This is a genomic window from Thermorhabdus hydrogeniformans (assembly GCF_049310025.1).
Taxonomy (GTDB): domain Bacteria; phylum Bacillota; class Thermosediminibacteria; order Thermosediminibacterales; family Tepidanaerobacteraceae; genus JBJYKD01.
Genome location: NZ_JBJYKD010000019.1, coordinates 26,228 through 49,207, shown reverse-complemented (window position 1 = coordinate 49,207; position 22,980 = coordinate 26,228). Strand labels below are relative to the sequence as shown.

Below are 22,980 nucleotides of genomic sequence, written 5' to 3'. Positions count from 1 at the left end.
GATATGGTCTAATACGATATCAGGCGGCTGTCCGGTGGAGCAAAAAACAGGCACAGATACTTTTCCTTCACCGGCATTTTTGTAATTTTTTCCAGAGCCCTGGCGTAGTACTCCACCTGCATTCTGTACCTCTCCTTCAGCTCGTCTATCCGCTCCGGGTAGACCCGGTCGGTTTTATAATCTATGAGCACGATTCCGCCCTCTTCTTCGAAATAGCAGTCTATCACGCCCTGGAGCACGACCTTTTCCTCGGGATACCCTTCGGGCAGGTCATAGATTTCCCGCGCATCCAGGGTAATGATGAAAGGCACTTCCCGCCTCACATTCTTCGAGGCCAGCATCCTTTTGCCAAGCGGCATGGAGAAAAACTCCGCAATTTTTCCCACATCGACGGCAGCGGCCTCTTCCGGAGAAAGCAGGTTGTCTTCCGCCATCTCATCCACCTGGGCTTTTATATCCCCTTCACTTCCCACGCGGGCAAGGTCCAGGCGCCGCATCACGAAATGCATGGCCGTCCCTTTTTCCACGGCGGTGAGGCCTTTTTTGGATTCCAGAAATTCCGGTCTTTTAACAAGAGTTTCAAGAAAAATGCCCGCCGCATCCTCCGCATCCGTTTCTGAACCGGCCATGCGGGCAAGTTCGGTCACCGAAATCTTTGTGGGTACCCTGGTGGAAGCCGCATATGGATACCGCCAGGAAAGCCTTTTTTCTATAATTTCACCGTAGGGACTGGCCCCGATTTTTCCACGCATATCCCGCAGCATTTTCTCGAAATCCTGTCTTTCACGCATTTCCTCTTTCTCCATGCCCAGGACGTCCTTTTTGCGGTGGAAAAACACCTTCCATGCGGAGGTGTCTTGAATGAGCGCCGGATTGGAATCGCCGCCCGGAAGGAAGTTATCATCCTCCATTTGCGCCAGCACTCTCAAATCTTTCAACCCCCCGTGCCTCATCAGGGCGGCGCCTATCCAGTCAAGGTAATTTTGGCCCCGGAGTATTTCATACTCGGGGATTTTTTTCCCCTGAACCCTCAAAGCGCCTGCCCATTTCCCGACTGATTTTCTGACACTGTCCACCGTCCCCGTGAGTATCAGCTTTTCCCTCGCCCTGGTAAGGGCCACATAGAGGATCCTCATTTCCTCGGAGAGGGTTTCAAGCCTAATCTTCTGTTTTATGGCCTGCTTTTGCACCGTGGGGTATGTTATCCTCCGGTCCGCGTCCACCACGTCCGGCCCGAATCCCAGGTCCTGGTGAAACAGCACGCTCCTGTTCATATCCTGCATGTTGAACTTCTTCCCGCAACCGGCCAGTATGACCACCGGGAATTCCAGCCCCTTGCTTTTGTGTACGCTCATAATCCTGACAACGTCGTCATGCTCGCTCAGTACTTTGGCGCTTCCCATATCCTGCCCGCCGGCCTTTAATTTTTCGATGAAGTTTATAAAATTAAAAAGGCCCTTGAAGCTGGTTTTTTCGTATTCCCTCGCCCTTTCAAAAAGCGCCCGCAGGTTGGCCTGCCTTTCTTTCCCGCCCGGCAAAGCCCCGACAAAACTGTAATACCCCGTTTGGGTGTAAAGGTGCCATATCAGCTCGCCGGTGTTCATGTAAAGCGCTCTTTTTCTCCATCCTGAAAGTTTATCTATAAATTTCCTGACTTTTTCCCGGGTCTTTCTCAGGGATTCGCCGCCATCCCATGGAATTTCATCTTCTCGGCACGACATCTCATCATCACCCATGGAAGAAAATTTTTCCAGGGCTTCGTAAAAACACCCCTCCCTCCCTTTTATCCTTATGTCCGCCAGTTCCCGTTCGGAAAAACCTCCTATGGGCGAGCGCAGCACCGAAAGGAGGGGAATATCCTGCAGGGGATTGTCGATGATTTTCAGAAGGGAGATCATGGTCTGGACCTCTACCGAATCAAAATACCCCGTATCCAGGTCCGCATAAACCGGTATCCCCGCCGCCGAAAGCTCTTCCATGAAAACAGGGGCATAATCCCGCGTGGAACGGAGAAGGATGACTATATCGCCGTATCTGAGGGGTCTGAATCTGCCTTCTTTTTTATCGAAGACGGCATACCACCCCCCTTCGCCATCGGAGTCCACGAGCTCCCTTATCCTGGCCGCCACGATCCTGGCCTCGGCCTGAATGGCGTCGGGTTCCTCACCGGCTTCCATGCCTGAGTCTTTCGGTTCCGTTTCCAATGAAGCGGGTTCTTCAAAAGGCTCGAGAAGGAGGGCGGGACTTTCCCCCCCACCATCGCCCGGCTCATCTTGATCCTCCACCTGTAACGATTCCTCGCCGGGCGCCTTTTCTATAATGTGTATTTCCACTGGCCCTCCCGTTATGTATTTTGAATCCTCCGGCGTTTCATAGGCCGCCCCGGGCTTCAGTATTTCCCCTCCGTCGTATTCCAGTTCGCCCACATTGAGGGACATGATCTGGCCGAACACGAAATTCACGGCATCTATTATTTCCCGCCTGCTCCTGAAATTCCTGTACAGCAGGATCTTCCTCTGTTTTTCGCCTTCCCCTTCGGAATAACTTCGGTATTTTTCCAAAAAAAGCTCCGGCTTAGCCTGTCTGAACCTGTATATGCTCTGTTTCACATCGCCAACCATGAACATATTGGGCAGGCCTTCGCTATTTCGCGAAATAATGTTGAGGATTACCTCCTGAACCATGTTGCTGTCCTGGTATTCGTCTATCATAATTTCATCAAATCTCTTCCTGAGGTCCAGGGCCGCCCGGGACGGAAGGATGTTTCCATCGCCGTCCACCGTCGTAAGGATCTGCAGGCAGTAGTGCTCAATATCGTTAAAATCTATAACCCCTCGCTCGGCTTTCTTTTCCCTGTACTTTGCGCCAAAATCCATCACAAGACGACTAAGCCTTCGAATCAACGGGTACAGCTTCCTTGAGTCCTCTATAATTCTGTCGCCGTCATAGGATGCAAGGGCTCCTGTAATTTTCGCAAGGCGGTCCCTGACTTCGGCGCGCATCTTTTTTACCCTTTCCTGCAGCTTTTTGTCATCACAGCGGCAGGGCTTCAGTTTTTGAAAGCCGGCATTGCAAAGGGCGGTAATAAAATCCCCCCACTTCCCTTCACTTATGTCCATAAGGCTCTGAAGCATACGGGCATCTTCGCAAAAACAATCGAGGTATGGGGTCAGCTGGGCGTTCTTTTCGATAATCTTTACGGCGTCGTTTATTATAGAAAGAAGGCCGGAAATTTCAATCCTGGCGGTGTTCATCAGCACTTTCGCCCACTTGCTCCTGGAAAAATCAAAATTGGAATCCACATTAAAATCTTCCGCCATTTCCAGAAGCCACTTTTGAGGCCAGGGAAGGCTCTGAGTAAAGTCATACAGATCCAGCACCATATGCTGCAGCTTCTGGTCGCCCCTCTGGCCCCCGTAGCACTCCACCAGTTTTAAGAAGTTTTCATCTATATTTTCTTCATCGTAAACGTCTTCAAAAAGCTCTTCCAGGGCTTCCTGCTTTAGAAGCAGGGCTTCCGTGGCATCAGCCACCCTGAAGTTCGGATCCAGATCCACCATGTGAAAATGATTTTTCACCACATCAAGGCAGAACGAGTGTATGGTGGTGATCGAAGCCCTGCTTAAAAGAGAAAGCTGCCGCTGGAGCCGGCGGCTGCCTGGGTTTTTATCCAGTTCCTTTTCAATGCGGTCGGCAATCCTCTCTCTCATTTCGGCCGCCGCCGCATTTGTAAAAGTGACGACAAGGAGCCGGTCTATATCCACGGGATTTTCGGAACTAATTATCTTCCGAATGATTCTTTCCACCAGGACCGCGGTTTTGCCGGCTCCCGCCGCCGCCGCCACGAGGAGGTTGCAGCCCCCCGCCTCCATTGCCTTTTCCTGTTCCCTGGTCCATCCGGTTTTTCCCAAAACTCTCACCTGCCGCAATAAAGTATTATATCGATCTGTTTAGCGTAATATATCAATCTATTTTAGCCATCGTTCCCTGAAAATTGCCGCTGGCCCCACTGTCCAGAATGTTCCAGATTTCTTTGCCCTTCAGGTTTTTCAGCACCCTGTAGCTGTTCCCGTCTATAATGCTGTCAAATTTACACACCGGCCTGTATTCACAAAAGCCGCAGGGGGTGACGTCACCTTTTTTATACGGCTTTATGGGGATTTCGCCGCGGAGCATTTCACGGCCCATTTCCCTCAGAAGCCCCCGCACGTGCTCCATCAAAAGGTTAAACTGTTTCAAGCTGGCCACCGATGATGTCTTGCTTATGCTCTCATCTCTGTTAATCCTTACGGGCAAAATGAGGGAATCCCCCGAAATCTCCGTGTCCATTCCCCTTATCACATTCACCTCCTCCAGCAGAAGCCCCCGCATCCTGAATTTTTTCATAATTTCCCTTTCTATCTCCTCCCCGGACATTTCGCCTTCTTTTCTTACAAATGGGTCCTGGATTCTAAAATACAATATGCCTGCGGGAAGAACGGGGGACTTAAAACCCTCCAGGTTTTCCGTAAGAGCTCCCAGGTATGCCACCAGCTGCAGGTCGATGCCGTAATAAACGTCTGACAGGTCAAAATCCTTGTTCCCGGACTTGTAATCGATAATCCTTATATACGTTCCCTCACCGGTCTCCAGCACATCGACCCTGTCCACCTTTCCGGTGAGGATTATCTTTTCGCCGGATTCCAGTTCAAGCTCCACCGGCGGGAGGCCGCCCTGCATGCCAAATGAGAGCTCATACCCCACCGGCAGGAATTTTCCCATTTTTATATGCTTCACAATCATCCACATGGTACGGGCCAGCATCTTTTTCAGCCTTCGTGCCAGATATCCGTAGCGGGAAGAGCTGGCAAAAATGGCGCCGGACATGTCTGAAACGATCTGGTCCACTATCGTCGATACGGTGTTTTCTATAAATTCCATTTCAAGGTCCCGCCAGGAGATTTTTTCTTCTTCCACAAGCTTGGAAAATCTGTCTATTACGAGGTGCATAAAGCTTCCGAGGTCCGGCGCGGTGATCTCATATACCCGCCGTTCCCGGGCCTTCAGGCCGTACCTGGCGAAATACGAAAAAGGGCATGATGCGTATTTTTCCATCCTGGACACGCTGGATCGCACCGGCGCCCTGTAGAGCCTCTTTGCCCGCTCCCGACCCAGCGGCTGGACGGAGTTTTTATAAAACAACCCTGCCGTTATTTCCTCGCATTTTTTAAGCCAGCGTTCATCTCCTGTGTACCATCCGTAGACATCCCACCACAGGGGATTCATTTTTCCCCTGGTTATATGCTTTCTCAGATTGGAAACAAGCTCGTTAAACGTGGGAACCGGCAGAGTCACCCGCTCCAGATTTTCCCCGTCTGAATCGCTCTCCACCAGGTCGCTCTCAACGGTTATGTGCGGGAATACCCTCTTCAACCGGGATAGCACCATTGACGGTCTCAGGGCTCTGCCCCGGCTGTCGGCCACGGGAAAGCTGATTCTCAGGTAACCCGACGCCCGGGTGAAGGCGAAATATACCAGATACTGCTCTTCGAAGGCCTTTGACTTGGAATCAGGGGCAAGTTCGATATTATGGTCCTGCAGGGTTTTCCTGTCTTCATCGCTCAGAATCCCTTCTTTAAGTTTTGCCCTGGGAAACCTGCCGTCATTGGCGCCGACTATGAAAAGCGCCCTCACTTCATCGCATTTGGATCTTTCGATGCTCCCCACAAGCACCTGGTCTAAGGATGGAGGAATGAGGCCCAGCTTGAAACTTTCAAAGCCCAGCGCAAGCACTTCCGTGAACTCCTCCACGTTCATCAGGGTATCTCCCATGGCTCTTACCACCTGGTCCAACACCTGCATCGCTATATTCCAGATTCGGCCGTATTCGGCGGCAAGGTCCAGCCTTCCCTGCTCCTTGAATTCCTCCACAAGGTCGTCAATCCTGTTTAAGACGTCCAAATCGCATAAAAATTCGAACAGCGCCGTGCATATATCAACGGCCTTCCTTCTACCCTTGATTTTTTGATGAAAGCCGGCAAGAGGGCCGACTATTTTTTTTCTTATTGAATTTATTCTTTTCAGGGTTTCTTCGTCGTAAGCCTTTTCCTCTTCGTCAAAGGCGGAACTGAAATTAAATTCCCAGTCCCGATCTTTTGTCCACATGTTCCCCCTTATGCCGTATGCCAGCACGTAGTTTTCGATTAAGTCGACGTCGGCGGCGGGAATTCCGGCAAGGCCGGTCTTTAGATAGCGAAAAACCGGCTCGCAGGACCAATTTTTAGAGTAAATTTCAAGGGCGGATGTAATCAGCATAACCAGGGGGTGGTCCATAATGCCCCTCTTCCTGTCAATGAAAAAAGGGATGTCGTACTCGCTAAAAACGGCGGAAATTACGCCTTCATACGCCTCCAGGTCGCCGCACAACACCGCCATGTCGCGGAAGCGAAGCCCCCTTTCCCTTGAAAGCCCCACAATAGCCCGTGCGACGGCTTCGGCTTCCGAGTACATGTTTTTTGCATAAAAAATTTCGATATCGCGCGTCTTTTCCCTGAACTTTCTGTAAGGGAAGGCAAAAAATTGGGATTCAAGGTGTTTTAGTTCGGCGCTGCCCTCGAACCTCACGGGGCTCTTATCGTTCAGCGAAACCGCCCGCTCCACTTCTATGCCTTCATCCTTTGCCATTTTAATCAGCCTGGCGGCTGAAAGCTTGGTGGGGAAGAATACATCCGTCTCGTCAATGTCATAAATTTCACTTAAAAAGTCGGCGCATACGGTCACGTTTACCCTTCTTGCTTTTTTAAAGAGTTCCGCAATCACGCGGTATTCCTGGGGAGTAAACCCTGAAAAGCCGTCTATCCATATTTCCGCACCGTCAAGTTCTTTTGACTCCGGAAGCTTTTGAGCGAGAAGGAAAATGTCGTCCTCCTGGTCTATGTATTCCCGGTGAAGCCTTTTTTCGAATTCCTCAAATATCAGGACTATGTCCGAGAGCTTGTTTTTTAACGGCGAACTATCGGAAAGGCCATCCTTTGCCGCCTGTAGTTTGCTGCAGGAAATGCCGTATCGCTTCAGCTCCTCGAAAAGCTCTATGACTTCCGGTACAAAACCCTTTCTGGCCGAGGCTCTTTTGAAAACCCTGAGCTCTCCGCTTTTTTCTTTGAAAATCCTGTAAAGGATCATGCATTTTCCGGCCCGGTCTATATGCTTAAAAGAAATCCCGCCCACTTCGCTCAGGACCCTCTGGGCCATACGTTTAAAGCTGAGCACCTGGACTCTTATAAGTCCGCCTTCTTCCGCAATGCCCGAAATATTCTTTTCCGCCTCAAGGGAAAATTGTTCCGGGACGAGTAAAATAAGCGGAAAGTCTCCCTTTTCCGTAAGTCTTTGTCTGATTTCATCGAGGCAAAGCCTAGTTTTACCGGTTCCAGCCCGGCCATAAATAATCCTGAGGCTCATGTTTTATCCTCCAAATAAAAAGAGCCACCCACCTTTTTAAAGGCAAGGGGGTGGTGCTTCTCTTAAAATTTTTAAGGCTTGAATGTGTATAATCTTTTATAACGGCATAGAAATCCGTTACCGCATCTTTCAAAAAGTGTTATGTAACGAAAATTTTATTTTTAAAAAAGTGCAATCTACTACAACCATATTTATTAATAATTTATTAAACTATGGCATGTGCTGTAAATTGGGGTTGGTGCCGAAGAGGGGATTCGAACCCCTACGTGCGTAATGCACACTAGACCCTGAATCTAGCGCGTCTGCCAATTCCACCACTTCGGCACTTCATAATGCAGAAATTATATTACCATACCGAATGAAATATGTCAAGAGCCTGGAGTTATTTCGTGTGGTTATTTCGCGACGCAATAGCCCTATAACCCGCTCTACATCTTTTGGCGCTTTACATCGTCAATATTATGTATATATATTTTTTGAATTTCTCTGCCAGCGCAGGCAGTAGTGCCGAATCTTATCAAATATATAGACCACACCTGTGACCACAATACCGATGAAGATAATGCCTGCCAAGACCTTGTCAAATTCTGTCATATCGGCATAGTATGAAACATAATAACCCAGGCCGGCATCAGCACCCACCATTTCGGCTACGGTCAGCATAATGAAGGAAAGAACCAGACCCACCATGGCTCCGGAGAAAATACCGGGGGCTGCCCCGGGCAGCAGTACCCGGAGCAGCAATTTGCCATTGCTTATCCCAAAGCTTTTTGCTGAGTTAATCAGCCTGTAATCAACATTAAAAACCCCGTGAAGAGTGTTGATTAGTACCGGCCAGAAAGCACCGATGAAGATGATGAACATTGCCGCTTGGTCGATGGTTTTAAAAATCATCAAGGCATAAGGAAGTAAGACCGTAGGGGGGATCGGAGAAGCGATCTTGGTGATGGGGTATACCGCCAGCAGCAGCCTCCTGTTCCAGCCGATCCAAAGTCCCAAGGGGATGGCAGATAGCAGTGCCAGAAAATAACCTCCAAGCAGCAGCTTCATAGAACTGAGAAAACTTTGACTCAGAAAGCTCAGGTCTTCATATAAAGCCACCAGCACTTTGGCGGGGGCAATCCAGAAGATGGGGGACCCAAGCCCCAGTTTGGCAACGGTTATTTCCCAGGTTAAGATTATAATGCCTATAATGCTTAGAACATCACTTTTGTTTTGAAGGTAATCATCGTCGACCCTGCCTCCTGCGTTTAAGCAGTTGATAAAAGCAAGGTATCCAAGTATACCCAATATAAGCCCGGTATACAAGACTTTTGATTCAATCTGCTGCTCCGCAGCATCCGGAACCTGCACCACTGCCAGCAAGGCAAGCCAAATGATGGCCGCACCTAGTCTGGTAACTGTTTTGCTGTACATTGCTTGGATACCCCCTTTCCTAACAGCTCACCCATAATCTCAAGCTTCTCCTTTTGTTGTGCTAAAGGTTCGGATAATTCGTCATAAAGTAAAGATAATAGATGGGATTTTAAAGCGATATATTCGGAAGACCGTGTAAGGCCGGTCCGGTTTCTCGGACGCTCAAAATTAACCTCAACTATCTGTTTAACCCTGCTTGGCCGTCGAGTCATAACCACGATCCGGTCGGACAGGATTAGGGCCTCGTCTATATCGTGGGTTACTAATAAAACGGTCTTGCGGTCAGATTCCCAAAGATGCAGGAGGAGGTCCTGGAGATGGACTCTGGTCAGGGCATCGGCAGCCCCGAAAGGCTCATCCATCAACAATATTCTGGGATTTAAGGCAAAGGCTCGGGCGATGGCTACCCGCTGCTGCATGCCGCCGGAAAGTTCGCCGGGGTAGTTATTGGCAAAATCTCCTAAGCCCACGATATCCAGGAATTGTCGTGCTTTGACCCGTAAGTCTTTTTTACTCAAACCTTTTTCCACTTCTTCCAGGGCAAAAACGATGTTTTCCAGGGTGGTCATCCACGGAAAGAGGGTATAATCTTGAAATACCACTCCGCGGTCAGAGCCAGGACCGGTCACCTTCCGATTGTTGACTGATACTTCACCGCTGTTGGGGAACTGGAGCCCGGCCACCAGGCTAATGAGGGTGCTTTTGCCGCAGCCGCTGGGCCCTATGATGCTGACAAACTCCCCCTTATGGATATCCAAGTTTACCCCGTCCAAGACCTTGACCGGCACTTTGTTGACTGGGAAATACATTTCAATATTACGAATACTGATCTCTACCATGGTTCCCCTCCTTCGTTAAATCACCTGCGAACTCAATAGCCATAAGCCCCATGGGGCCAAAATTATGCAGAGGGCCTGCAGCAAAGGCTTATTCATTGTTTTTCTGATAGTTCTCCAAAGCTTTCCTGTAGAATGCATCATCCGGGTTGGCTTGGACCAGCTCGTTTAGGGCTTTCCTGTAGAAGCTGGTATCGATGTTACCTGCGGGGTCTTTAGCGTTCGGCTCCAGGTATCCGACTTTCTTCATATTTTCGTAGAATTCAAAAACCGCCTTCTTGTTGGGGTCTGCTGAAATCAGGCTGGTCTTCTCGTCTACCAAGGTAGCCCGGATGGTATCTTTGTCAACCTTTAAGGCATCAGCTACGATATTCAGACTCTCTTCAGGGTTTTCGTTAAAAAACTTCTCGGCTTTAATCAGAGCTTTTAGGAAACTGACCACAGCCTCAGGGTTTTTGGCAACGAAGTCATTGTTGAAAACAACCCGGCAGCAGGGGTGACCGGGAGCCATGTCACCTGTCCACTTGAGAACCTTAATCTCTCCGGTCTTAATGGCAGCATCGGAGTAAGGGGGCCAAGAGATGGCAGCATCCACCTTGCCGGATTGCAGAGCTGCCAGGGAATCTGTGGCCGAAGGAAATTCAACATATTCAAGATCTTCTGGCTTCAGACCGTCTTTTATAAGCTGGGCTTTGACTACAATGTCGCCAGTAGCCATGCGGACAGTGGCAATTTTCTTGTCCTTAAGATCCTTAATCTCTTTAATGGATGAGTCAGCAGGTACTACGATGGCGCTGCCCTCACCAAGGAGCCCCCCAACAATCGTAAAAGGCGCCCCTTTAGAAATGAAGGTCAGAGGGGCGGCGGTTCCCGCGGAACCCACATCCACTTTGCCGGCCTGAAGCAGATTATAGACTTCGGCTGATTTTTTAATTGGTATCAGTTCCACGTCCAGGTTTTCTTCCGCAAAGAAACCTTCAGCCCGGGCTATGTAATACAGAGCCTGGCCAGGAATGGGAAGGTGAGCAACCTTGATCTTTGTTGTTTCTCCGGCTGGCGCGGCTGTACTTTTAGTTTCTTCAGTTTCTTTGGCTTTACCGCAGCCTGCAGTAAAGGATGCCAATAAAGTAGCTATAACCGCAATAACAATCAGTTTTTTCATCATTTTTTATTCCTCCGTCATAAAAATTTAGCCTCTTCTGATAGACAGAAGAGGCTACAGCTAGCATGCACCCCCTCTTATCTATCAGAATGAAAAACTCATTCTGCAGGAATTGGCACATTTCTCAAACCACTTGCTGTTTGAGCTGTTGCCGGGCTTCATTGGGCCAGTCCCTCCGCCTCTCTGGATAAGAGAGTTTTTATTCAGTTTCGCGAAACTGTATTCGATTTGTATTATGAGATTAAGTAATTCGTTAACATCAAATTTTTCCGGCCGCCACTATCGATTTTGGCAATCCCATAATACCCTATATGATTACTTGGAATTATAGCAAAGAGAGTCGCACCTGTCAATACCTGCTAGAAATTTGTTGCAATCATTCCCGGCTTTAAACTTTCACGCCATAACACCCCAAAGCAAGGGGAATAAGCGGGATAAATGTATGTGTGCAGACTGCAGGCAGAACATGAGCTTTTTCACTCGGGCCTTGTGTTGTTCCACGGCAGCGGTCATTCGGCCGCCGCAAGTCTTTCATTGATATAATTCCTGCTGTTCAGCACCTTTTTTAAAAACTGCCCCGTGTAGGAAGCCGGGTTCTCCGCCACTTCCTCCGGCGTGCCCGTGGCCACAATGTTTCCGCCCATGTCGCCTCCTTCGGGCCCCAGGTCTATGATGTAGTCGGCGGTCTTTATAACGTCCAGATTGTGTTCAATGACTATGACGGTGCTGCCGCCATCCACCAGCCTGTGCAGCACGTCGAGCAACTTCTGAATATCCGCCGGATGAAGGCCCGTAGTGGGCTCGTCGAGGATATACAGGGTTCCGCCGTTGCTTTTCCTGGAAAGCTCCGTAGCAAGTTTCACGCGCTGGGCCTCTCCGCCGGACAGCGTGGTGGAAGGCTGCCCCAGTTTAATATAGCCAAGGCCGACATCCTTCATGGTGTCCAGTTTTCTCTTGATTTTGGGGATGTTCTGGAAGAACTCCGCCGCCTCGTCCACCGTCATGTCCAGCACGTCTGCGATGCTCCTGCCCTTGTATTTGACTTCCAGCGTCTCCCGGTTATAGCGCTTTCCTTTGCACACCTCACAGGGGACGTAAATATCGGCTAAAAAGTGCATCTCAATCTTTATTATGCCGTCACCCTTGCATGCCTCGCACCGGCCGCCCCTGACGTTGAAGCTGAACCGGCCGGGTTTGTACCCCCTCATCCTGGCCTCCGGAGTCATGGCAAAGACCTCGCGGATGTCGTTAAATACGTTGGTATAAGTGGCGGGATTGGAACGGGGCGTCCTGCCGATGGGGGACTGGTCTATATTTATGACCTTCTCCACATGCTTTATCCCCAGGATTTTGTCAAACTCTCCGGGGTTTGTCTTGACTTTGTAGAGCTTTTCTTTAAGGGCCTTATAAAGTATCTCATTGACCAGGGTGCTCTTCCCCGAACCGGAGACCCCGGTCACGCAAACAAAAAGCCCAACGGGGAATTTGACATCTATATTTTTCAGGTTGTGCTCCCGGCAGCCTTTAAGTTCCAGCCACCGGCCGTCGGGCTTTCTCCTTTTGACCGGCACCGGTATCCGCTTTTTACCGCTCAGGTACTGACCGGTGATGGATTCCTCGCACCTCTCCACAACCTCCACAGGGCCCGCGGCCACAACCGTTCCGCCGTGTTCCCCGGCACCGGGACCTATATCTATAATGTAATCGGCCGCCCTCATGGTGTCCTCGTCGTGTTCCACCACCAGGACGGTATTCCCAAGATCCCTCAGCTCTTTCAATGTCTTCAAAAGCCTCTCGTTGTCTCGCTGATGAAGGCCTATGCTGGGCTCGTCCAGAATGTAAAGCACACCCACCAGCCGGGAACCTATCTGAGTGGCGAGCCTTATCCGCTGGGATTCTCCGCCGGACAGGGTGCCGGAAGCTCTGTCCAGGGTAAGGTAATCAAGCCCCACATCGGCCAGGAATTTAAGCCTGTTTTTTATCTCTTTCAAGATCTGGTGGGCTATCAGTTCTTCCCTGGATGTGAGCTTTAAATTTTCAAAAAAGCCTGCGGCTTCTCTTACAGAAAGCGCCGTAACATCGGCTATGGACTTTCCGCCCACCGTCACCGCGAGGCTCTCGGGTTTTAGCCTTGCTCCTTTGCACGCGGGACAGGGCTTTGTGCTCATGTACTCTTCTATCTCTTCCCTGGACCATTCGGAATCGGTTTCCTGATAACGACGCTTGAGATTGTTTATTACTCCTTCAAAATAACCCGTGTAGCGCCTTGTGTTGCGGCTGAAGCGGCTCTCGTAATAAAATTCTATAGGCTCCGCGGAGCCGTATAAAATGATATCCACCATCTCCTGCGGCAGATCTTTTACAGGGGTGTCCACGTCATAGCCGTAGTGCTCGAGCAGAGCCTGCAGCATCTGGAAGTAATACCCGTCAGGGCTGCTGTTCCATGGTGCCACGGCGCCTTCCGCTATGGACTTGGATTTGTCTGGTATGACCAGTTCCGGGTCGATTTCCATATTGACCCCCAGGCCGCTGCAGACCGGGCATGCGCCGTAAGGGCTGTTAAAAGAGAACATGCGCGGTGTGAGCTCTTCCAGACTGATGCCGCAGTCTGCACAGGCGAAGTTCTGGGAAAAAAGCAGTTCCTCGCCTCCCATCACATCGATGACAACCAGGCCATCGGCGTGGGCCAGGGCGGTCTCGATGGAATCGGCCAGCCGCGATTCTATGCCGTGTTTTAAAACAATGCGGTCCACTATGATTTCAATGTTGTGCTTCTTGTTTTTATCCAGCTTTATCTCCTCACCGGCCTCCCTTATCTCTCCGTCCACCCGTATCCGGACAAAACCGTCCTTTTTTATCTTTTCCAGCAGTTTCTGGTATTCACCCTTCCTGCCGCGGACCACGGGGGCCAAGACCTGTATCCTGGTGCCTTCAGGAAACGCCATCACCGCATCCACCATCTGGTCGATAGTCTGCTGGGCTATCTCCTTGCCGCACCGTGGGCAGTGTGGCTTGCCTATGCGGGCAAATAACAGCCTCAGGTAATCGTAAATCTCGGTGACGGTTCCCACCGTAGACCGGGGGTTCTTGCTGGTGGTCTTCTGGTCGATAGAAATGGCGGGTGAAAGGCCTTCGATGTAATCCACATCGGGTTTGTCCATCTGTCCCAAAAACTGCCGTGCGTAAGCCGACAGGGACTCCACATACCGCCTCTGACCTTCGGCGTATATGGTGTCAAAGGCAAGGGTGGATTTGCCGGAACCGGAAAGACCTGTTATTACCACCAGTTTATTCCTGGGAATCTCCACATCTATGTTTTTTAGATTGTGTTCCCGCGCGCCTTTTACGATTATTTTATCGGTCGACATTTACATCACTCTCGCTTTTTACTCAGCATGCCAAAAAGATTTACTTTGAAATGCGTACAGTCATCAATGAAGTTTGTTCCTAACTTTTTATCAACGCCCTGTTACGCTCTTTTCACAGACGATGCCTTCATGGCGTCTATCTTTTTCACCACGCTGAAAGCTTCGGCCTTCAGTTCAAAAATCAGATCTCTGAGCCTCGCAGCTTTTTCAAACTCAAGGTTCCTGGCAGCCTCTTTCATCTCTTTTTCAAGTTTTTCTATATAGGCTTTGAGCTCTTTCTTACTCATCCTTGTAACATCTTTTTCCGGCAGGTATTCGCCACGGTCTTCGGCCACTTTTGTGGCTTCAATTACATCCCTGACGGCCTTTTTTACGGTTTGAGGCACTATGCCGTGCTTTTTGTTGTAATCCATCTGTATCTTCCGCCGGCGGTTGGTTTCATTGATGGCTCTGGCCATGGACTCGGTGATGGTGTCGGCGTACATGATGACCTTGCCTTCCACATTCCTGGCCGCCCTTCCAATGGTCTGGATAAGCGATGTCTCCGAACGCAGGAACCCCTCTTTATCCGCGTCCAGTATGGCCACCAGCGAAACTTCCGGCAGATCCAGGCCCTCTCTCAAGAGGTTGATGCCCACCAGACAATCAAATTTACCGAGCCTCAAATCCCTGAGTATCTGCAGTCGTTCCAGGGTATGGATTTCGGAATGCAGGTACCTCACCCTGATTCCCGATTCCTTGAGGTAATCGGTCAGGTCTTCGGCCATCTTCTTAGTGAGGGTGGTAACCAATACCCGCTGATCTTTCTCCGCCCTCTTCTTTATTTCCGATATCAGGTCGTCGATCTGGCCTTTTACGGGCCTTACCTCTACCTCGGGGTCCACCAGACCGGTGGGCCTTATTATCTGTTCCACCACCTGGGCGCTCTTCTCGAGTTCATAAGGGCCGGGGGTGGCGGATAGGAAGACCACCTGGTTTATGCGCTCCTCAAATTCTTCAAAGGTGAGTGGCCTGTTGTCAAAAGCCGACGGGAGGCGGAAGCCGTGTTCTACCAGGGCCTCCTTCCGGGACCTGTCCCCGGCCCACATGGCGTGGAGTTGAGGCAGGGTTACATGGGATTCATCAATTATTATCAGATAATCTTTCGGGAAATAGTCGAGCAGGGTAAAAGGCGCCTCTCCGGGCTTTCTGCCGGTGAGGTGCCTGGAATAGTTTTCTATGCCTTTACAGTAACCCATTTCCCGCAGCATTTCTATATCGTAGCAAGTCCTCTGTTTTAGGCGTTCGGCTTCCAGTACCTTGCCCTGGCTTTGAAGTTCTTCCAGGCGTTCCTTAAGTTCCTGCTGAATGGATTTTATGGCCGCTTCTATTTTTTCTCTGGGCGTGGCGTAATGGGATGCGGGAAATATGGAAACATGGTTTCTTTCGCCGACTACTTCCCCGGTCAGGGTATCGACTTCGGTGATCCGGTCTATAGTATCCCCAAAAAATTCTACCCGAATAGCCCTTTCCGTAAAAGAAGCCGGGTATATTTCCAGAATGTCGCCTCTGATGCGGAAGGTGCCCCGTTGAAAATCGTATTCGTTGCGGCTGTACTGTATGTCTATCAATTTTCTCACAACCTCGTCTCTTTCCCGTTCCATGCCGGTCCTGAGGGATATGACCTGGTTTTCATAGTCCACGGGAGAGCCCAGGCTGTATATGCACGACACGCTGGCGACAATTACCACATCCCTGCGCTCAAACAGGGCGGCGGTGGCGGAGTGTCTCAGCTTGTCTATTTCGTCATTAATGGAGGCGTCTTTTTCGATATAGGTGTCCGTCTGGGGAATATAAGCTTCGGGCTGATAGTAATCGTAATAACTCACAAAGTATTCGACGGCGTTGTTCGGCAAAAACTCCTTCAGCTCGCTGCACAGCTGTCCGGCCAGGGTTTTGTTGTGGGCTATGACCAGAGTGGGTTTCTGGACTTCCTGAATGAGATGAGCCATGGTAAAAGTCTTCCCTGTACCTGTGGCCCCGAGCAGCGTCTGGAATTTATATCCCTTTTTTATCCCTTCGCTCAATTCTCTAATGGCTTTCGGCTGATCGCCTCGCGGGACAAATTCGGAAATCACCCGAAATTCTCCCATACAAACACCTTCTCCCTTTTGGTCTCTTCTCAGCATTATAACATATATCATTTACCGTGAAAAGACAAAACCGAAAAATTGTTCGCAAAACCCGGTGTTAATTATCTATCCTTTTATCCTTTGCCGCATCCCGACTCACTGCAGGGTGAAGCGGCTGTATCAGCCGAAACTCCATCAGCCAAAATATCGATGAAACTAAAAAAACCGGGAGGGCCCCGGTTTTTTTAGTTCATGTAAATGATTTTATTTCTACGGCGGGTAAAGAAACCATTCGATTTTCTTCCGTAGGTATCCTTGTCGCCGGCCTGAGCATCTATGTTCATTATCTTTAACATTATCTCCCGCTTTTCCTCTTCGCCGGCCGTCATATAAGCCTTCAAAAGCATGTCTCTTTCTCGGTCTAGGTACTCATTCCTGGTCATTTTTTTCCCTCCTTTTCTGCGTATTTTTCAAAATAAATTGGTATAAAAAAATGAGGGCATATGTTATAAGTCTGTTAGTTCTTTCACAAACATTATACTATACGATAAAAATTTGTTCAAGTGCATAAAGTTATAAAAAAGATATATTTTTCGAAAAATTCCTTTCTACATCCATTTTTCTCCATTTCTCTTCAAATTTTCTATTTATATTATGCCACGACTGCGCCATCCTTATACAGAGAAAAGCGCGAAATCGAGGCTAAAAAACACGGTTTTTTAATTTTCCTATGCCTTCAATTTCAACCTCAACCACATCGCCCCTCCGCATGGGCCCGATACCCTCAGGCGTTCCGGTCATAATCACATCGCCGGGCAGGAGGGTCATAATCCTCGAAATAAAGCTTACGAGTTCATAAACCGGAGTAATCATCATTTTTGTGGTGGAGCTCTGTCTGAGCTCGCCGTTTAAAAAAGTCTGTATCTTCAGGTCTTCCGGGTCTAATTCGGTCTCTATCCACGGTCCCAGCGGGCAGAAGGTGTCAAAGGACTTTGCCCTGGTCCACTGACCGTCTTTTTTCTGCAGGTCTCTGGCAGTAACGTCGTTGCCGCAGGTGTACCCCAGGATGTGGCGGCGGACGTCCTGCGGCGGCACATTTCTGCACTTGTTCCTGATGACCACGGCCAGTTCGCCTTCATAATCCACCCTGGACGACATCTCGGGGCATAAGATGCCCTCCTCCGGCCCTATTACCGCAGTGGGCGGTTTCAGAAAAATCACCGGTTCTTCGGGTACCTCTTCGCCCATTTCAAAAGCGTGCTCCCTGTAATTTTTTCCCACGCACACGACTTTGGACGGCTCCACCGGCGAAAGCAACCTCACATCGGCCAGGCCGTATACGTTTTTCCCTTTGTGTATTTCCGCAAAAATATCCCCATTGATTTCCTGCACATTTCCAGATTCCACGACGCCGTATTTCACGTCAGTGCCATGCTTGAATCTTACAATTTTCATTTTCTTCCTCCTCGCACTGTCTTTTAAAATTTTGATCTCTACGCTATACGCTTTTAATAATTTTTATCAGGACTTTTCTCTTCCGTGGGCCATCGAATTCGCAAAAATATATCCCCTGCCAGGTGCCCAGAGCAGGCACACCACCCTCCACGGGAACGGTTATCGAATTTCCTACCAGGCAGGACTTAATATGGGCGTCGGAGTTCCCCTCCATATGTCTGTAATCCCCGCTGGCCGGGACAAGCCTGCTCAATGCCCCAATAATATCCGCTTTTACATCGCGGTCGGCGTTTTCGTTGATGATTACCCCGGCGGTGGTGTGGGGCACGAAAACACAGCAGAGTCCCTCCTCAATTTTTGAGTCTCTGACAGCCTGTTTAACCAGAGGCGTGATATCCACCATCTCGTTTTTCGAATTCGTCTCCAATGTAAAAGTAAACAAACATATTCCCCCCTTTTCAATCCGCCTGTATCAACCTTTAACTTTCAAAGTCCTGAGCCTGTTGAGCCCCGCCGCCACTTCCTGAGGCCTCGGGAGTGCCAGATTCCCCGGATGCTTTCCGGCAAAGAGCGAAACCACATCAAGGCCGTATTTTTCAATATCATCAAAAACCTTCAATACTATTTCCTTTAAACTCCGCCTGCCGTCAACGTATTTTGCGGCCGCGTACCTTATAATTTCTCCCACCGCAGCGGTCTGGCTCCTGTCCACCAGCTGTTCCACGTAGTCGAGCTCTATGTTCTCCCTGCCGTACTGCAGAGTGTCGATATCCCTGGTCCTGACCTTTTTCTTCTCCCTGAGCTCAAGCCCCTCTTTCATAATTATTCGCGGGGTTACGGAAATCGGCCTTCGGCCTATTTCCACCTGCCTGTGCGTCTTGAATTCCGCCGCTATCCTTTTAGCCTCAACGGTAACATCGCAGGGGATATAGTCCTGCATCTTTATAACGCAGTCGGCCACATCAAAGTAATCGCCGCTCCCGCCCATGACAAGAACCGTAGAGATGCCCATTTGTTCGTACAATTGGCGTACCCTGTCTATAAACGGGGTTATGGGCTCCTTGTCCTTTGATACCAGTTTTTGCATCCGGGCGTCTCTTATCATGAAATTAGTGGCCGATGTATCCTCGTCCAGGAGCAGCAGACTGGTGCCTATTTCAACGGCCTCCATTATGTTGGCCGCCTGGGATGTGCTGCCGCTGGCGTTTTCCGTGGAGAACCTCACGGTATCCTGGCCGTCGGGCAGGTTGGAAATAAACGGGCTGATGTCCACTTTTTCCACCCGGCGGCCGTCTTCGGCCCTTATTTTCACCGCATCTTCCACCGTCACTACGAATTCCCTGCCATCCCCCGGTATGTGGTTGTAAACGCCTCGCTGCAAGGCGGAAAGCAGGGTGGTCTTGCCGTGGTACCCGCCTCCCACTATGAGGGTAACGCCGGCCGGTATGCCCATGCCTGTTATTACTCCCGAGTTTGGCAGGTTGAAAGTCACCCTGAGGCTCTCCGGGGATTTGAAGGGCACCACCTTACCGCCCCTCATGGGCCTGTCGCTTATGCCGCTTTCCCTGGGCAAAATTGAGCCGTCGGCCACAAAGGCCACAAGGCCGCTTTTCTTGAGTCTTTCCCTGAGATATTCCTGGTCTTCGAAGAGTTCCACCCACTTTCCCGCCGTTTTTCCATCTATGCTTTTAAATAAAAGGGCCCTGTCTACTATTTGAGGCAGGTACTCCAACAACAGCGCAGCCGCTCCCCTCCCGTTAATGCGCCGGCCAAAGGCGGGTAAACCCACGCTCAGCCTGGCCTCCACGTAGTCTTTTTTCACAATTACCGCGGTCCGCTTTAAAATCTCCTGGTTGCCCCTGTCTATATAAATCTCCCCGCTTTTGCCGGTGCCGCTCACCCGCGGCAGCGTCCGGATGAAATCCGCCGCTTCCCTTGCCAGGAAATCCTCCAGCGCCGTGGTCCTTGCCGGTGTCTTATACAGCCGCTCGTCGATGCCTGCGGTTTTCATATCCACCCTTACTCTTATCCTGGATGGAGCGGCAAAAGGATCCCCCTGGACGTGGTCGATATACAGGTTAAAGTATCCGAAGTCGTATTCGCCCTGTATCTCCTTGTAAGCTTTATATCCCTTTCCGTCGATTCTGTCCAGTACTTTTTTCAAGTCGTCCTTATACTTCATCTCAACTTTCCTCCAACTAAAAGCGGTGCAAATATCTAAAGCTTTATGGTAATATTATACACCATACCCGGATCTATTTAAACCCCGGTTGTGTATTGATCTGCCTATTGACAAACAAAAAAAACCATGCTAATATTTTAAGCAACCAAAGTGAATATGCGGAAGAACTCTTATCAAGAGCAGGCTGAGGGACTGGCCCGATGACGCCCGGCAACCGGCAGCCGGCGGTCGACGAAAGCCGCGGCTGCAGCGGTGCTAATTCCTGCAGAACGCTGTGTTCTGACAGATGAGAGGATTCTTGAAAGCCTCTTCGTGTTGTCAGAAGGGGTTTTTTTATTTTTATTTTGGCAAAAGGAGGGTCTTCGGTGATCCACATCAGAAATCTCACGAAGATATATCATTCGGATTCGGGGGATATCAAGGCGCTGGACGGCGTTAACCTGGATATAAAAAAGGGCGATATTTTCGGTGTCATCGGCCTCAGCGGCGCCGGGAAAAGCACCCTTCTCCGCTGCATCAACATGCTTGAAAAGCCCACCTCCGGCTCCATAGAGATAGACGGTGTTGAAATGACCACCCTTACTCCCAATGAACTAAAGGAAATGCGAAAAAAAATAGGCATGATATTTCAGCATTTTAACCTGCTTTCTTCCAGGACCGTCAGGGGCAATGTCGCATTTCCCCTGGAGATTGCGGGTCTGGACAGAAAGACAATCAATGAAAAAGTGGAAAATCTTTTAGACCTTGTGGGACTTTCCGACAAGGCCGACAGCTATCCCTCTCAGCTTTCGGGCGGCCAGAAGCAGAGGGTGGGTATTGCCAGGGCCCTGGCCAACGATCCAAAGGTCCTGTTGTGCGACGAGGCCACTTCGGCCCTGGACCCACAGACGACTCTGTCCATTTTGAGCCTTCTGAGGGACATCAACAAGCAACTGGGAATCACCATAGTGCTGATAACTCACGAGATGAACGTCATCAAGCAGATCTGCCGCACGGTGGCGGTCATCGAGAAAAGCCGCGTGGTGGAACAGGGGCCCCTCCTGGAAGTATTTTCAAACCCCAGGACTGAAACCGCCCGCAATTTTTTGAAATCCATAACTCTATCGGAACTTCCCGAAGAGCTAAAAGACAGGATAAGGAACCTCGACCACGGGCACCTGGAAGGGAAAATCGTCAAAATCGGCTTTTTCGGCGAGATTACCGCCCAGCCCGTCATATCCAGCATCGTAAGAAAATTTGATGTGGACGTCAACATACTGTATGGCAACATCGACCACATCCAGGACACCCCCTACGGCACTCTTGTGGTAGAACTGAGGGGAAAGAACGGCGGGACCGCCGAGGCTTTTGAATACCTTAAAGGGCTGGGGCTCAATGTGGAGGTGATTGAAAATGTCTGAAACATTAAACCTGCTGCTGGTTTCCACATGGCAGACCATTTATATGGTGGCGGTGTCGGTTTTAATTGCAACGGTCTTTGGCATACCTCTGGGCATACTGCTGATGGTGACCGACAGGGGCCAGATACTGCAGAATATTCTTTTAAATAAAATACTTGGCACCATCGTAAACATATTTCGTTCCGTGCCCTTTATAATCCTGTTAATAGTCCTCATACCTTTCACGCGCCTTCTGGTGGGAAAGGCGATAGGAACTACAGCAGCCATCGTCCCCCTTTCGGTGGCGGCCATTCCCTTTATGGGCAGGCTCACCGAAACGGCATTGAGGGAAGTAAACCGCGGCGTCATAGAAGCGGCCCAGGCCATGGGAGCTTCGCCTTTTCAGATCATAACCAGGGTGCTGATCCCCGAGGCACTGCCTTCAATAGCCGCGGGGATTACCATAACCACCATAAATCTGGTGGGATATTCCGCCATGGCAGGCGTCATAGGAGGTGGTGGACTGGGAGATCTGGCTGTGAGATACGGGTATCAGCGCTTTATGCTTGACATCATGCTGTATACCGTGGTAATCCTGGTGGTCATGGTGCAGCTGACCCAGATGATAGGTGATTTCTTTGTAAGCCGGCTTTCAAAAAACCGGTAATTTAACATCTTATGTGTAAAAGACCCTTTGATTCAGGGGTGCTTTTGGCCATCTCGGGCAGCAGACTGATTCTCTACACCAAAATCAACTTTTAGTTTAAAACGAGGAGGAGATTTATGTGAGAAAGATTTTAACTCTGGTTTTGGTACTGGGTCTTATCGCCGCTCTTGTGGCAGGGTGCGGCGCAAAGCAGGGAGCCAGCTCCGGCGAACAATCTCAGAGCCAAAATTCCGGCGGCTCAAAGGTCGTAACCATTAAAGTAGGGGCTTCACCGGTACCCCATGCCGAAATATTAAATGTCGTAAAACCCATCCTCGAAAAAGAAGGAATCAAGCTGGATATTGTAGAATTTACGGATTATGTGCAACCCAACCTCAAACTGGCCGAGAAAGAACTGGATGCTAATTATTTCCAGCATATTCCGTATCTTGAAGACTTCTCAAAAGAACACAATCTTGACCTGACTTATATCGCTAAAGTCCATATCGAACCTATGGGAATTTATTCCAAAAAGATTAAAAACCTCAGTGAACTGAAAGAGGGAGCCACCATCGCCATACCCAACGACGCCACCAACGGTGGAAGAGCTCTGTTGCTCCTGCAATCGGCCGGAGTTATAAAATTAAAGGAAGGCACCGGCATTAAAGCCACCGTGGGGGATATCGCCGAAAACCCCAAAAACGTTAAAATATCAGAACTGGAGGCCGCCACTCTGCCGAGGGTACTGCAGGACGTGGATGCGGCGGTAATCAATACCAACTACGCCCTTGAGGCAAAACTTGTGCCCACCAAAGATGCTCTCTTCATCGAATCGGCGGATTCCCCCTATGTCAACATACTGGCGGTTCGCAAAGGCGACGAATCAAGACCCGAGCTTAAAAAACTGGCTGAGGCTTTGAATTCTCCTGAAGTTAAAAAATTCATCGAAGAAAAGTATAAAGGTTCAGTGGTGCCGGCCTTTTAAATG

At 49.8% G+C, this 22,980-nt stretch carries 14 protein-coding genes, 1 tRNA gene and 2 riboswitches; of the genes, 3 read left to right on the top strand and 12 right to left on the bottom strand.

The annotated features are described in order from the left end of the window. Positions 1–8 precede the first annotated feature (8 nt). From addA to ACKX14_RS10210, 12 genes are all read right to left on the bottom strand, one after another. The gene (gene addA / locus ACKX14_RS10265; protein ID WP_422447276.1) at positions 9–3,920 is read right to left on the bottom strand and encodes a helicase-exonuclease AddAB subunit AddA; all 3,912 of its coding nucleotides are present in this window, start codon (positions 3,918–3,920) and stop codon (positions 9–11) included. Positions 3,921–3,963: 43 nt separating this feature from the next. Further along, complete coding sequence (gene addB / locus ACKX14_RS10260; RefSeq protein ID WP_422447274.1) at positions 3,964–7,437, bottom strand: helicase-exonuclease AddAB subunit AddB; 3,474 nt, start codon at positions 7,435–7,437, stop codon at positions 3,964–3,966. Positions 7,438–7,673: 236 nt separating this feature from the next. Continuing rightward, positions 7,674–7,761, bottom strand: a tRNA-Leu gene (locus tag ACKX14_RS10255). A gap of 135 nt (positions 7,762–7,896) precedes the next feature. Next, entirely contained in the window at positions 7,897–8,853 is a 957-nt protein-coding gene (locus ACKX14_RS10250; RefSeq protein WP_422447272.1) for an ABC transporter permease, read from the bottom strand. Then, a complete protein-coding gene (locus ACKX14_RS10245; RefSeq protein WP_422447270.1) occupies positions 8,826–9,692 on the bottom strand; it encodes an ABC transporter ATP-binding protein in 867 nt (288 codons plus the stop codon). The genes ACKX14_RS10250 and ACKX14_RS10245 overlap by 28 nt, the downstream gene beginning before the upstream one ends. An 88-nt stretch (positions 9,693–9,780) precedes the next feature. After that, positions 9,781–10,854 (bottom strand): ABC transporter substrate-binding protein, encoded by a 1,074-nt coding sequence (locus ACKX14_RS10240; RefSeq protein ID WP_422447268.1) that lies wholly within the window; start codon positions 10,852–10,854, stop codon positions 9,781–9,783. Positions 10,855–10,925: 71 nt separating this feature from the next. Further along, a riboswitch (SAM riboswitch) is annotated at positions 10,926–11,045 on the bottom strand. Between the two features lie 315 nt (positions 11,046–11,360). Further along, positions 11,361–14,219: an excinuclease ABC subunit UvrA gene (uvrA, locus tag ACKX14_RS10235; protein WP_422447266.1), complete on the bottom strand. Its 2,859-nt coding sequence runs from the start codon at positions 14,217–14,219 to the stop codon at positions 11,361–11,363. A gap of 101 nt (positions 14,220–14,320) precedes the next feature. Next, positions 14,321–16,351, bottom strand: a complete 2,031-nt coding sequence (uvrB, locus tag ACKX14_RS10230) for an excinuclease ABC subunit UvrB (protein ID WP_422447264.1) — start codon at positions 16,349–16,351, stop codon at positions 14,321–14,323. Between the two features lie 224 nt (positions 16,352–16,575). After that, positions 16,576–16,773, bottom strand: a complete 198-nt coding sequence (locus ACKX14_RS10225) for a hypothetical protein (protein ID WP_422447262.1) — start codon at positions 16,771–16,773, stop codon at positions 16,576–16,578. A gap of 259 nt (positions 16,774–17,032) precedes the next feature. Beyond that, complete coding sequence (locus tag ACKX14_RS10220) at positions 17,033–17,785, bottom strand: fumarylacetoacetate hydrolase family protein (RefSeq protein ID WP_422447260.1); 753 nt, start codon at positions 17,783–17,785, stop codon at positions 17,033–17,035. A 43-nt stretch (positions 17,786–17,828) separates the two neighbouring features. After that, a complete protein-coding gene (locus tag ACKX14_RS10215) occupies positions 17,829–18,227 on the bottom strand; it encodes a secondary thiamine-phosphate synthase enzyme YjbQ (RefSeq protein WP_422447258.1) in 399 nt (132 codons plus the stop codon). 30 nt (positions 18,228–18,257) lie between these two features. Further along, the gene (locus tag ACKX14_RS10210) at positions 18,258–19,967 is read right to left on the bottom strand and encodes an ABC-ATPase domain-containing protein (protein ID WP_422447256.1); all 1,710 of its coding nucleotides are present in this window, start codon (positions 19,965–19,967) and stop codon (positions 18,258–18,260) included. Between the two features lie 167 nt (positions 19,968–20,134). Next, a riboswitch (SAM riboswitch) is annotated at positions 20,135–20,260 on the top strand. Between the two features lie 72 nt (positions 20,261–20,332). Here ACKX14_RS10210 and ACKX14_RS10205 point away from each other — a divergent pair. The 3 genes from ACKX14_RS10205 (at position 20,333) to ACKX14_RS10195 (ending at position 22,977) form a co-directional block, all read left to right on the top strand. After that, positions 20,333–21,367 carry a methionine ABC transporter ATP-binding protein gene (locus ACKX14_RS10205; RefSeq protein WP_422447254.1) on the top strand — a complete coding sequence of 345 codons (1,035 nt, stop codon included), beginning with the start codon at positions 20,333–20,335 and terminating at the stop codon, positions 21,365–21,367. Continuing rightward, positions 21,360–22,013 carry a methionine ABC transporter permease gene (locus tag ACKX14_RS10200; protein WP_422447252.1) on the top strand — a complete coding sequence of 218 codons (654 nt, stop codon included), beginning with the start codon at positions 21,360–21,362 and terminating at the stop codon, positions 22,011–22,013. Before ACKX14_RS10205 ends, ACKX14_RS10200 begins: the two co-directional genes overlap by 8 nt. A gap of 118 nt (positions 22,014–22,131) precedes the next feature. Then, positions 22,132–22,977, top strand: a complete 846-nt coding sequence (locus tag ACKX14_RS10195; protein ID WP_422447250.1) for a MetQ/NlpA family ABC transporter substrate-binding protein — start codon at positions 22,132–22,134, stop codon at positions 22,975–22,977. Positions 22,978–22,980: the final 3 nt, after the last annotated feature.

Excerpts from the sequence above, each read along its gene's own strand:
- ACKX14_RS10250 (WP_422447272.1), bottom strand. The coding sequence starts at position 8,853 with ATGTACAGCAAAACAGTTACCAGACTAGGTGCGGCCATCATTTGGCTT.
- uvrB (WP_422447264.1), bottom strand. The coding sequence starts at position 16,351 with ATGGGAGAATTTCGGGTGATTTCCGAATTTGTCCCGCGAGGCGATCAG.
- uvrA (WP_422447266.1), bottom strand. The coding sequence starts at position 14,219 with ATGTCGACCGATAAAATAATCGTAAAAGGCGCGCGGGAACACAATCTA.
- addB (WP_422447274.1), bottom strand. The coding sequence starts at position 7,437 with ATGAGCCTCAGGATTATTTATGGCCGGGCTGGAACCGGTAAAACTAGG.
- ACKX14_RS10200 (WP_422447252.1), top strand. The coding sequence starts at position 21,360 with ATGTCTGAAACATTAAACCTGCTGCTGGTTTCCACATGGCAGACCATT.
- ACKX14_RS10225 (WP_422447262.1), bottom strand. The coding sequence starts at position 16,773 with ATGACCAGGAATGAGTACCTAGACCGAGAAAGAGACATGCTTTTGAAG.
- ACKX14_RS10210 (WP_422447256.1), bottom strand. The coding sequence starts at position 19,967 with ATGAAGTATAAGGACGACTTGAAAAAAGTACTGGACAGAATCGACGGA.
- ACKX14_RS10240 (WP_422447268.1), bottom strand. The coding sequence starts at position 10,854 with ATGATGAAAAAACTGATTGTTATTGCGGTTATAGCTACTTTATTGGCA.
- ACKX14_RS10245 (WP_422447270.1), bottom strand. The coding sequence starts at position 9,692 with ATGGTAGAGATCAGTATTCGTAATATTGAAATGTATTTCCCAGTCAAC.
- ACKX14_RS10220 (WP_422447260.1), bottom strand. The coding sequence starts at position 17,785 with ATGAAAATTGTAAGATTCAAGCATGGCACTGACGTGAAATACGGCGTC.